At 44.5% G+C, this 11,174-nt stretch carries 11 protein-coding genes; 4 read left to right on the top strand and 7 right to left on the bottom strand.

What is annotated here, in order from left to right; all coding sequences use genetic code 11:
• Positions 1 to 20 precede the first annotated feature (20 nt).
• The 6 genes from L0P89_RS16365 to L0P89_RS16340 all read right to left on the bottom strand — a co-directional run bounded on the left by L0P89_RS16365 (position 21) and on the right by L0P89_RS16340 (position 6,819).
• Entirely contained in the window at positions 21 to 668 is a 648-nt protein-coding gene (locus tag L0P89_RS16365) for an outer membrane lipoprotein carrier protein LolA (protein ID WP_235266193.1), read from the bottom strand.
• 4 nt (positions 669 to 672) lie between these two features.
• Positions 673 to 3,042, bottom strand: coding sequence for a DNA translocase FtsK (locus tag L0P89_RS16360; RefSeq protein WP_235266192.1), 2,370 nt, complete (start codon positions 3,040 to 3,042; stop codon positions 673 to 675).
• Positions 3,043 to 3,106: 64 nt separating this feature from the next.
• On the bottom strand, positions 3,107 to 3,472 hold the full coding sequence (locus L0P89_RS16355; protein WP_235266191.1) for a diacylglycerol kinase: 366 nt from the start codon (positions 3,470 to 3,472) through the stop codon (positions 3,107 to 3,109).
• Positions 3,465 to 3,971 carry a thiol peroxidase gene (gene tpx / locus L0P89_RS16350; RefSeq protein ID WP_235266190.1) on the bottom strand — a complete coding sequence of 169 codons (507 nt, stop codon included), beginning with the start codon at positions 3,969 to 3,971 and terminating at the stop codon, positions 3,465 to 3,467. The genes L0P89_RS16355 and tpx overlap by 8 nt, the downstream gene beginning before the upstream one ends.
• A gap of 65 nt (positions 3,972 to 4,036) precedes the next feature.
• Positions 4,037 to 5,527 (bottom strand): Na+/H+ antiporter NhaC, encoded by a 1,491-nt coding sequence (nhaC, locus tag L0P89_RS16345; RefSeq protein ID WP_235266189.1) that lies wholly within the window; start codon positions 5,525 to 5,527, stop codon positions 4,037 to 4,039.
• A 71-nt stretch (positions 5,528 to 5,598) separates the two neighbouring features.
• Positions 5,599 to 6,819 carry an aminotransferase class I/II-fold pyridoxal phosphate-dependent enzyme gene (locus tag L0P89_RS16340; protein WP_235266188.1) on the bottom strand — a complete coding sequence of 407 codons (1,221 nt, stop codon included), beginning with the start codon at positions 6,817 to 6,819 and terminating at the stop codon, positions 5,599 to 5,601.
• 158 nt (positions 6,820 to 6,977) lie between these two features.
• On the opposite strand from L0P89_RS16340, the gene L0P89_RS16335 reads away from it, so the two are divergent.
• From L0P89_RS16335 to L0P89_RS16320, 4 genes are all read left to right on the top strand, one after another.
• Positions 6,978 to 7,436 carry an Lrp/AsnC family transcriptional regulator gene (locus L0P89_RS16335; RefSeq protein WP_235266187.1) on the top strand — a complete coding sequence of 153 codons (459 nt, stop codon included), beginning with the start codon at positions 6,978 to 6,980 and terminating at the stop codon, positions 7,434 to 7,436.
• A gap of 156 nt (positions 7,437 to 7,592) precedes the next feature.
• Positions 7,593 to 7,985 (top strand): hypothetical protein, encoded by a 393-nt coding sequence (locus L0P89_RS16330; protein WP_235266186.1) that lies wholly within the window; start codon positions 7,593 to 7,595, stop codon positions 7,983 to 7,985.
• Positions 7,986 to 8,066: 81 nt separating this feature from the next.
• On the top strand, positions 8,067 to 9,473 hold the full coding sequence (lpdA, locus tag L0P89_RS16325) for a dihydrolipoyl dehydrogenase (protein WP_235266185.1): 1,407 nt from the start codon (positions 8,067 to 8,069) through the stop codon (positions 9,471 to 9,473).
• A gap of 87 nt (positions 9,474 to 9,560) precedes the next feature.
• Entirely contained in the window at positions 9,561 to 9,890 is a 330-nt protein-coding gene (locus L0P89_RS16320) for a YegP family protein (RefSeq protein WP_235266184.1), read from the top strand.
• A gap of 46 nt (positions 9,891 to 9,936) precedes the next feature.
• On the opposite strand, the gene L0P89_RS16315 is transcribed toward L0P89_RS16320, so the two are convergent.
• On the bottom strand, positions 9,937 to 11,130 hold the full coding sequence (locus tag L0P89_RS16315; RefSeq protein WP_235266183.1) for an acyltransferase family protein: 1,194 nt from the start codon (positions 11,128 to 11,130) through the stop codon (positions 9,937 to 9,939).
• Between the last annotated feature and the right edge of the window lie 44 nt (positions 11,131 to 11,174).

Here is an 11,174-nt window from a genome sequence, read left to right as displayed (position 1 = left end):
AGTATCTTCAAGGTATGGGTTTAATTTCTTATGATATAATAGCCATCGCTTTTGTACTTGGCCTCATCAAAGGTAAATAAGCTTTTTGACAGGGGTTGGTTGGTTTTGAAAGAATTAACGGTAATTGTGGTCTTGGTTCCATTCTTGCCAACCTCTATGAGCCTGTAAATATGTTTGGTCTCGGCGTCGACACCCAATAATCTATAATCCGCTTCGCTATTGGTGTCAATGGGCACTAATTTGACATATTGTATTTTTCGGCCTTGCACATTCTGTAGTATGTCCCACGCGTAGTTGTGCCCACTCTTATAAAAGGTCAACATTTTTGAAGGGGTCACCGCATTATCGTCTTCAGTTCGGTCTTCAATGGTCACTTCTTCATTTTCAGGTACGATGGTATAGACCTTGTTGCCATCGAAGATTTGTTTTGACCCTAAATAGTTAAATACGTATTTCTCACCTTCTAAGGTAACGTCGCCACGGGTTTCTTGTTTGATGTTCGCCTCGTCGTTTTCCAAGACGTATTTGAAATCAACGTAAATGTTGTCATAGCCATTTACATTGTTGTACACTTCATCCAACAAGTTTTTGGCCTTTTGAGAATCTTGGGCAAAAACTGTGCATGCCATTGCAAAAAAAAGCACGGTCAGCGTTTTATACTGCTTCATAATCTTATTTTGTTTCATTCTGTAATAATTGATCCAACGAGTGAATGTCGGGCACCAATACCTGTCGGGCCTTACTGCCCTCAAATGGACCTACTATGCCTGCTGCCTCTAGCTGGTCAATGATGCGTCCTGCACGGTTATAGCCCAATTTCAATTTTCGTTGAATGAGCGATGCCGATCCCTGCTGGGCCGTTACAATGACCTCTGCGGCCTCTCTGAACATTGAATCACGATCCGCGATATCATAATCAATACCCGTGCCAGAATCTTCGCCCATATATTCGGGAAGCAAATGCGCATCAGGGTATGCACGTTGCGAGCCGATGTACTCTGTGATCTTAGCCACCTCGGGAGTGTCTACAAAGGCGCATTGCAGCCGGGTCACATCATTGCCCTGTGTGAACAACATGTCACCCCGACCGATCAACTGATCGGCGCCATGGGAATCCAATATGGTTCTTGAATCGATTTTTGAGGTCACCCTAAAAGCGATACGGGCAGGGAAGTTTGCCTTGATGATCCCTGTTATGACATTCACGGACGGTCGCTGTGTCGCAATGATCAAATGAATACCGGTAGCCCTTGCCAACTGTGCCAATCTAGCGATAGGGGTCTCAACTTCTTTGCCCGCTGTCATGATCAAATCGGCAAACTCATCGATGATGAGCACGATGTAGGGCAAGAATTTATGTCCGTCATTCGGGTTCAGTTTTCTCGACTTGAACTTGACATTGTACTCTTTGATATTGCGCACCATGGCCAATTTCAACAGTTCGTAACGGTTGTCCATCTCGATGCACAAAGAGTTCAGGGTGTTGATGACCTTGGTGTTGTCGGTGATTATGGCTTCCTCAGAGTCGGGCAATTTGGCCAAGAAATGGCGCTCAATTTTATTGTAAAGTGTCAATTCGACTTTCTTGGGGTCGACCAATACAAATTTGACCTCTGCGGGGTGTTTTTTGTAAAGGAGTGATGTTATCACTGCGTTCAACCCTACGGACTTACCCTGGCCTGTGGCCCCGGCCATCAATAAATGCGGCATTTTGACCAAATCGACCACGAACGTTTCATTGCTTATTGTCTTTCCGAATGCGATGGGCAGTTGCATTTCTGCATTCTGGAATTTTTTGGAAGCGATTACAGAACGCATCGATACTATAGTGGCTTTTTTGTTCGGCACTTCGATACCGATGGTGCCCTTACCGGGAATAGGCGCGATGATGCGAATGCCCAAGGCAGCCAGGGAAAGGGCGATATCATCTTCTAGGTTCTTGATTCTGGAAATACGCACACCGGCCTCTGGCACAATTTCATATAACGTTACCGTCGGGCCTATGGTCGCCTTGATCTGGGCAATGCCGATCTTATAATTTTTGAGCGTTCCGACAATACGGTTCTTGTTCTCTTCAAGCTCTTCTTGGTTAATGGTAATACCCCCACTGCCGCCATGGTCATCCAATAGATCGAGAGGAGGAAACTTGTAATTGCCCAGTTCAAGTTTGGGGTCAAATTCACCAAAATCTTTTACCAATTTCTCGGCTTTGATGTCACTTTCTTCCTTTTCTATAGTGACTTTTTGAACGTCTAAATCGATATCGACCTCTTCTTCTTGGGGCAGGTTGACATCTAACCCTGCTTCTTGATTTAGGGGAGGGATGTCTTTTTTATGGGTATAGGTATCTATTTTTTGTTCAACTTCTTTTTCTGGCATGGTCAGTTCAATCGAGTTTTCTCCATCTGATGCCAGCACGGTTTCGGCCCTTGGGGTACTTTCTTTTTTAAAGAGCGTTCGTTTTTCCCTAAAATAATTGCCGATGTCCTCAGGAGAAAAATTGAAAAGGCGTACCATGATAACGACAAGTATGAACAATAGCAACAGAAATATGCCTATTCTTCCAATATAGTCTTGAAGAAAATCGTTCATTTCAAATCCGACGAGACCACCGAGCAAAGGCAGTTCAATAGCGAAGAACCCAAGTGCGGTTGAAACCCAGATAACACTGAGTAGCCCCCATATCCATTTGCTGATCAAACGTTTTCCCTGCAAACCCAGAAAGAGATAGAGACCGGTTATCGCCAATAGCACGGGAAACATAAATGCTGCCAACCCAAACCCTTTGTACATGAAAAAATGGCTGACCGATGCCCCGAATTTTTTCAAAAGGTTTTTGGCTTCTGCATTTCTATCGGCAAATTGTGATAAGGCACTTTGGTCTTCTTGCCAAGTGAAATAGAACGAAATGAAAGAGAAGAACAGGGCAATACTGAGCACGATCAACAAACTGCCCAAGATGACCTTGTTCTGTTTGGAAAGCCTTAGCGAAAAACGCTTTTTAGACGAAGTAGGTTTGGACTTTCTTCGCTTCTTTGCCATAAATAGTTCTGTTCTGGGGGCTAAAATTACAAATTTCGAGAAAGGCGAGCCTTGGCTTTACCTTTTAAAATATTTTGGGCAGGTAGATCAGTAAGCCTACAATTGCACCGGCTATGGAGACAACCATAACGGCACCTGCCGAAATGTCTTTGATCAAACCTATTTTCGTATCGTACTCTGGCTGCACGTAATCAGCCAATTTTTCAACTGAGGTGTTCAACCCTTCAACGCCCATTACCAAGCCAATGGCCAAGAATTGTAAGCACCATTCCGTAAGCGAAATATCAAGATAAAATCCTAAGGCGGTCATCACCAGAGCAATAAAAAACTGGATTTTGATACTGGCCTCGGTTCTTATCAACAAGAACAACCCCTTGAAGGCAAAACCGATACTTCGCCAACGGTTTTTGAAGAACGATTCCCTAGGCATCCATCAATGCTTCAAGAGCTGCTTTGTAATTAGGTTCATCAACTGTTTCAGCAACTTGTTCAGTATAGAGCACCTTGCCATTTTCATCAAGAACGACAACCGATCTTGAGAGCAAAGTCTTCAATGGGCCATCTGTGAACGTTACCTGATAGTTTTTTCCGAAATTGCCATCCCTGAAATCTGAAAGCATTTCAACGTTTTCAATACCCTCGGCCCCACAAAAGCGGGCTTGTGCAAAGGGCAGGTCTTTAGAGATGCAGAGCACTATGGTATTGTCAAGTTCTGCAGCTTCTTCATTGAACTGCCTGACCGATTGGGCACAAGTGCCCGTATCTACACTCGGAAAAACATTCAAGACCAATCTGTGGCCTTTGTAATCAGCTAGCGAAACTGAAGAGAGGTCGTTTGTGGTCAATACAAAATCAGGGGCTTGGGCACCTATATTGGGTAGATTGCCCAATGTATTGATTTGATTTCCTTTTAAGGTTACTGTTGCCATGGCGATGATAATTTTAGTTGCTGCGAAGTTACTAAAGCTACAGTGCAAAACCAATAAAGAAATGGTTATGCTTTTATGGGCGTTGCCAATTGTTTGATCTTTATTTTGGCCGCAGCGAAAAAGAGGGTCATAAACGGACTCAGCCAATTGAATATCGCATAGAAGAAGTAATCGCCCACGGCCACACCCAAAACGCCGCTATGATAGGCACCACACGTGTTCCAAGGTACCAATACAGAGGTGACGGTTCCTGAATCTTCGAGTGTGCGGCTAAGGTTCTCTGGGGCCAGGCCACGTTCTTCATAGGCTTTTGAAAACATCTTACCGGGTACGACCAAAGCGAGATATTGATCTGATGCGGTAACATTTAGTGCAAGGCAGCTTCCTACCGTGCTCGCAAAGAGTCCAAATGTGGTCTTGGCCAGGTTCAATAACGATTTGGTAATGCGCTCCAAAGCCCCGATACCGTCCATAACGCCCCCAAACACCATGGCGCAGACGATAAGCCATATGGTGCCAAGCATGCCTGCCATTCCCCCAGAAGAAAACAGCTCGTTCAATGCGGGGTCTGGTGTTTCGATGGCCGTGCTCACCGTTATGGAATTGAGTATACCCTTGTAGCCCGTACTGAAATCCAATATATTTCCACCACCGATCTTGGCCACGATATCGGGCTGAAAAATAAGGGCAAAAACCCCACCCAACAGTGTGCCGATCAACAATGCCAAAAGGGGAGGGGCCTTTTTGACGATCATCAAGATGACCACCAAGGGCACTATGAAAAGCCAACCGTTGATGTTGAAGGTTTCACCAATGGTATTCAAAATGGCATCGGTATCGGCCACTCCCGAGGTATCAAGGGTAAACCCGATGATAATAAAGACCAAAAGCGTAATCGAGACGGTAGGGATGGTGGTCATGGCCATATACCGAATATGTGAGAAGAGTTCGCCGCCGGCCATTGCAGGGGCCAGGTTGGTGGTGTCGCTCAAGGGAGACATCTTATCGCCAAAATAAGCCCCAGACAATACTGCTCCAGCCGTCATGCCCAACGAAATGCCCAAGGCCTCACCAATGCCTACCAGCGCAATACCTACAGTGGCCGCCGTGGTCCAACTACTTCCAGTGGCAATCGAGATAATGGCGCAAATAATGACACAGGCGCCTAAGAATATGGTCGGGTTCAGAATCTGTAGCCCATAATAGATCATCGCAGGTATGATGCCACTGACCAGCCATGTGCCTGAAAGGGCCCCCACCATTAAAAGAATCAACAAGGCTCCTGTGGTCGATCTGACATTTTCTGCCACTTCGCCCAGCATTTGTTTGTATGACACTTTGTTGAAAAACCCGACAACGGCGGCAACCGCACCACCCAATAGCAGAATGAACTGGTTAGATCCGCTCAGCGCATCGTCTCCAAATACATATACGTTGTAAGCCAACATGCCCACAAGGGCAAACACTGGGATCAATGCTTCCCAAATGTTCAGTTCTTTATTTTCAATGATTGCTTCGTTCTCCCTGTACTTGGCTTTCTTTTTTTGGTTCGGCATTCAGTTATTTTTTGTCCAAGGGTAATATTACGATTTTGGACCCTGTTCTGCAAACCAGAAAAAATTATGTACTAAAACGAAACCATTTTTGAATCGAGAATGTTCAGTTTTTCCATACAGCTGCGCATGGCGAGATAAGTTCTCTCAATGTTATTGTCCAATCCTATGGAAAAACGGATAAGCCCTTCAGAAAGTCCCATTTGAGTTTGCTCATCTTCGGGAATTTCTGAAGATGTAGAAGTGCCCGGGGCACTGAACAAGGTCTTATAAAAGCCAAGACTGACCGCAAGATAACCTAGGTTTTCTTTTTGCATCGATTCCATCAGCATATTGGCCTTTTCAAGAGTGCCCACATCGATGGTCAACAGTCCACCGAACCCATATTCATGTGCCATTTGTTTTTTCACGGCCTCATGGCCGGGGTGTGATGCCAGACCGGGATATACCACCCTTAGTCCGTCTTTTTCAAACTGCTGTGCAAGGTACAGGGCATTTTCACTATGCTTTTTTATTCGAATGTGCAGCGTTCTCATGTTTTTGAGGATGGATGCGGCCCGAAGACTGTCTAGTGTACTGCCCAAGAGCATACCTGCACCGTCATTGACATCCTTCAATTTCAGGCAGAAATCTTTGGAGGCACAAACGGCCCCTGCAACACAATCACTGCTACCATTGATGAATTTGGTGAGGCTATGCACCACTATATCGGCGCCCAGTCGTGCAGCACTGATGCTCAAGGGCGAAAAGGTATTGTCGACCACCAACGGAATACCATGTTTTTTGGCCAGTTTTGACAAGGCCTTGATATCGGCGACTTCTAAAAGCGGATTGCTGACCGCTTCGCAATAGATCATCTTGGTCTTCTTGGTGATGCTTTTTTCTACGGTCTCTAAATTGGTTATGTCGACAAATGAAGTTCCGATATCGAACTTTTTCAAGAAGTTTTTCATGAAGGCATAAGTGCCACCGTAAATGGTACGGCTGCTCACAATATGATCGTCGCTGTCGCAAAGTTGAAAGATTACCGCACTGATGGCCCCCATGCCACTGGCATACACATTGGCGGTTTCGGTTCCTTCTAGAGCGGCCATGGCCTCGCCGAGGTAAAGATTTGATGGCGATGAATGCCGGCTGTAGAGATAACAGCCTTCAGTATTGCCCTCAAAAGTATCGAACATGGTCTTGGCCGATAGAAAAGTATAGGTAGAAGAGTCAGAAATGGAAGGATTCACACCACCGAACTCCCCAAAATACTGTAAATCTTGAATAGAACTAGCTGCTTTATAATCCATGACAAATATGATATTTATTGCAACAAAATTAGAGTATAATGGAATAAAAATCAATATACACTGTTATAAATAGAAAATAAAACTATTAATTTATTATATTGGAGAAAAAATAACTTTAAAGTGTTTAGAATCATTACTTACTTAGAAAAAAATTCGAAATGATTTTGGATGAAATAGACTTAAGATTGGTGCGGCTACTGCAAGAAGATGCCAAAAAAACCACCAAACAATATGCTGATGCACTAGAGCTATCAAACACGGCTGTCTATGAACGCATCAAGCGATTGGAACGCAATGGGGTGATTTCAAAATATGTGGCCTTGGTCGATAAGAAGAAAGTCAATAGACAATTTTCGGTTTTATGCCATGTTGCCCTAGACCAACACATCAAAGAAAATGTACTGCATTTTGAAAGGGAAATCCAAAAATTGGAAGAGGTTGTCGAATGTTTTCATACGAGTGGCAGCCATGACTATATACTTAAGATTCATGTAGAGAATATGGAGGCATATCGAGAATTTATGGTCAATAAATTGACCGCCATCCCCCATATTGGCAGTACACAAAGCGCTTTCGTTATAAGTGAGGTCAAACACACGACCGCAGTGCACATTTAAGAAACTTTAACCTAATGCGGTGTTAAAGTGAACACTTGGCCAAGGTAAAGGTGGTAATTTGAAGATCAATCAAAAAATGAGCGGTCATTGTTTTCTGGATTCCTTTTCTTCTTGGGGTGGTTCAGAGAATCTAGAAAACATGGTGCCGCATAGCGTATGGAACGGCGAACCAAAGTCTTTATCACCTTTTTGGCATCATGTGTTGGCATTTTGTCTTTATGGCTCTACACCACCTTGGTACAAGAGGTATTGATCGACGGATTGAGCTATTGCTCTTCAACACGAACAGAATTGGTCATGGGCACCATGGGTATTTTTGGCGCTGGCCTTGTGGCCGGTTTCATGGCCTCATTGATAGTGGTTCGCAGCAATTACCTACCGCACATTTTAATGTCGATCTTCGTTTTGGGCAAACTTTGCTTTGTCGTGGTCTGTGATACCCTGAGTGGTCCGCTTTGGTACGAAACCTCTTTGGGCGTGGCCCTCTTATCAGCACTTTGGCTTGGCCGTTTGGCCGCTGACAGATTTCCGTTGGCACCCGTTTCATGATGCTTATTTAAAGCAAAAACATTTGTATTTTTGTGCTTCTTGAACGCATTTCATCAATGCTAAAAATCTGAAATCAACACTATGTCACAATACGATGTAGCCATCATTGGCTCTGGACCTGGCGGTTACGTAGCGGCAATCCGTTGCGCACAGTTGGGAATGAAAACCGCGATCATTGAAAAGTACGATACCTTGGGCGGTACCTGCCTGAACGTGGGGTGTATTCCCTCGAAAGCCTTATTGGATTCTTCGCACCACTATGAAGATGCCGTAAAACACTTTGAAGCGCATGGTATTGAAATTCCCGGTGATGTCAAGGTCAATCTCGAAAAAATGATCGCCAGAAAAAATGCTGTGGTCGAGCAGACCACCAAGGGCATAGACTTTTTGATGGACAAAAATAAAATCGATGTGTACCACGGGCTTGGCAGTTTTAAAGATGCCACCCATATCGAAATCAAAAAAGATAAGGGCAAGCCCGAGACCATTGAAGCCAAGTACTCGATTATCGCCACAGGTTCAAAACCGGCCACATTGCCATTCATCAAAATTGACAAAGAGCGGATTATTACCTCTACCGAGGCCCTTTCACTCAAAGAGATTCCAAAGCATATGATCGTCATTGGCGGTGGTGTCATTGGCCTTGAATTGGGTCAGGTATATAAACGCCTGGGTTCAGAGGTGACCGTTGTCGAGTTTATGGATAGGATCATTCCTGGGATGGATGGAGCACTTTCCAAAGAGCTGATGAAAGTGATGAAAAAACAAAAGGTGAAGTTCAACCTTTCCCATAAAGTGAAATCAGTGGAAAGAAACGGTGATGAGATCGTTGTCAAAGCTGATAACAAAAAAGGGGAAGAAGTGGTTTTCAAGGGAGATTATTGTTTGGTTTCCGTAGGAAGACGCCCCTATACCAACGGGCTGAATGCTGATGCGGCAGGTGTCAAATTAGACGATAGGGGCAGGGTAGAGGTCAATGGACATTTACAGACCAACGTACCGAATATATACGCTATTGGCGATGTGGTCAGAGGGGCCATGTTGGCCCACAAAGCCGAAGAAGAAGGAACCATGGTCGCTGAGCTGTTGGCGGGCCAAAAGCCACATATTGACTATAACTTGATTCCCGGGGTCGTGTACACTTGGCCAGAAGTGGCCGCGGTAGGCAAAACCGAAGAAGAGTTAAAAGAGGCTGGTGTAGAGTATAAAGTGGGGCAGTTTCCTATGCGGGCTTTGGGCCGTGCCCGAGCCAGTATGGATATCGATGGTTTTGTCAAAATTTTGGCCGATAAGAACACCGATGAAGTCTTAGGGGTACATATGATCGGGGCTCGATGCGCAGATTTGATAACTGAAGCGGTAACGGCGATGGAGTTCAGGGCGTCTGCCGAAGATATGGCAAGAATGAGCCATGCACATCCTACCTATGCAGAGGCAGTGAAAGAAGCGGCTTTGGCCGCGACCGATGATAGGGCTTTGCACATTTGATCATATTGTTGAAAAAATTAGATCAATATCATTTCAGTTTTTGAGATAATTGATACCTTTAGCAAAACACAAAACTATACTATTACAATGGGAAAATTTGAAGTCAATACAGACAAATCCGGTGAGTTTAGATTTAATTTGAAAGCTGCCAACGGTCAGGTAATTTTGAGTAGCGAAGGCTACACTACCAAGTCAGCTTGTGAAAATGGAATGGAATCCGTTAAAAAGAACTCACAAGATGATGCCCGTTTTGAACGTAAAGAAGCCAAGAACGGTAAACACTATTTTAATCTCAAGGCCAGCAACGGACAGGTCATCGGAAGCAGTCAAATGTACGCCGATACCTCAGGTATGGAAAACGGTATTGAGTCTGTGAAGAAAAACGCCCCAGACGCGGGGGTGGAAGATAACACTTAGAGTTCCGCTTAGAAGACTATCAAGAAGACGGTTTAGGCCGTCTTTTTTAGTTTCTCACTATTCCAAAGACCCTGAAAAAAAACCCTTTGGCGCGATAGGCCAAGTCTCTCAGAAGAGGCAAAAATATTAGATAGGTAGCAATTGCCTGTGATTTGGTGGTCTGTACAACGTTGGTAATGCGACTTTTGATAGAAGCTTCGTGCTTGTCATACCATAAGGCCAATGCAGTACAGACGACCATAAAGGCCAGCGCCCCAACAATAGCTACCGTAGGGGTCAATTCATGGTGAAAGAATTTATATAGGCCCAATCCCGTAAAGCTGCCATATAGAATGATAAAGTGCACCACATAAATGCCCAAGGTGTTTTGCCCGATCTTTATAAAGGCCTTTTGGGTAAGAAATTTGCGAATGAGCATAAAAATGGCAAATACCACCACTACATCGCCCAATCGAATGAAGAGGTAATTGTTTGAGTAAATAAGCTTGAACAGCTCAACCCCTGTGGATTTATGTAAGGCCATAAAGGCACTCGATGAATAACGTATCAATAGCTGGCCCACTATCAATGCGGTTACAATGGCTATAGGATATAAATACTTGTTTTCTTTATACCGGGTAAAGAGCAAGGACAAAAAACCACCGAAGGCCGTGTAACCCAACCATGGAATAATGGTGAAAACCGAACCATTGGCCTTTGTGAAATAATTTGCCAATGCCTCGGGCATAAAGGCAAACGACCATTGCTTGTAAAGCGGTTCAAATAAGAACAGTACAAGTGTCAGGCCTAGCAAGAGCAACGGGAAGAGGTGTTTTTTTCTTGTGGCCCCCAATAGGTAGACACCGATGATGGCCAAAATGGAAAGGCCTATACAGTGCAGTACATCGACCAAAAAGAAACTGTCATACAACTGCCCTTTAAAAAGTCCGAAAAGATTCAATCTAAGCAGGTAGCCGATGAGCAACAGCTGCAGCCCCCGCCGAATACCCTTTTTGACCCGCGGATTATCCCAGCCCACTTGGGGCACACGAACCAATAAAAATGTGAAGATGAAGCCAGAGACCGTGAAGAACACGGGGGCGGTGATACCCCTAAAGTAGAGCCAAATAGTGTAGGCCGAACTTTCAGCATTTCGTAAAACCGGGTCTAGCAGTCCATCGATGAAATGTCCTTGAAGCATCATCAAGATGGCCCAAGCCCTCATGGTGTCAATAAAGTACAATCGTGTTGAACTGGTCATAGGCAATCGATTACCCTATATACTTGTTTTACAACCCCTTTGGA

Source organism: Muricauda sp. SCSIO 65647, assembly GCF_021534965.1.
Classification (GTDB): Bacteria; Bacteroidota; Bacteroidia; order Flavobacteriales; family Flavobacteriaceae; genus Flagellimonas_A.
The sequence above is the reverse complement of the archived record's forward strand: the minus strand, read 5'-3'. Positions and strand labels throughout refer to the sequence as shown.

Bases quoted from the DNA above. Each gene is read 5' to 3' on its own strand.
- lpdA (WP_235266185.1), top strand. From the start codon at position 8,067: ATGTCACAATACGATGTAGCCATCATTGGCTCTGGACCTGGCGGTTAC.
- L0P89_RS16365 (WP_235266193.1), bottom strand. From the start codon at position 668: ATGAAGCAGTATAAAACGCTGACCGTGCTTTTTTTTGCAATGGCATGC.
- nhaC (WP_235266189.1), bottom strand. From the start codon at position 5,527: ATGCCGAACCAAAAAAAGAAAGCCAAGTACAGGGAGAACGAAGCAATC.
- L0P89_RS16330 (WP_235266186.1), top strand. From the start codon at position 7,593: ATGGAACGGCGAACCAAAGTCTTTATCACCTTTTTGGCATCATGTGTT.
- L0P89_RS16315 (WP_235266183.1), bottom strand. From the start codon at position 11,130: ATGACCAGTTCAACACGATTGTACTTTATTGACACCATGAGGGCTTGG.
- L0P89_RS16340 (WP_235266188.1), bottom strand. From the start codon at position 6,819: ATGGATTATAAAGCAGCTAGTTCTATTCAAGATTTACAGTATTTTGGG.
- L0P89_RS16335 (WP_235266187.1), top strand. From the start codon at position 6,978: ATGATTTTGGATGAAATAGACTTAAGATTGGTGCGGCTACTGCAAGAA.
- tpx (WP_235266190.1), bottom strand. From the start codon at position 3,971: ATGGCAACAGTAACCTTAAAAGGAAATCAAATCAATACATTGGGCAAT.
- L0P89_RS16360 (WP_235266192.1), bottom strand. From the start codon at position 3,042: ATGGCAAAGAAGCGAAGAAAGTCCAAACCTACTTCGTCTAAAAAGCGT.
- L0P89_RS16320 (WP_235266184.1), top strand. From the start codon at position 9,561: ATGGGAAAATTTGAAGTCAATACAGACAAATCCGGTGAGTTTAGATTT.
- L0P89_RS16355 (WP_235266191.1), bottom strand. From the start codon at position 3,472: ATGCCTAGGGAATCGTTCTTCAAAAACCGTTGGCGAAGTATCGGTTTT.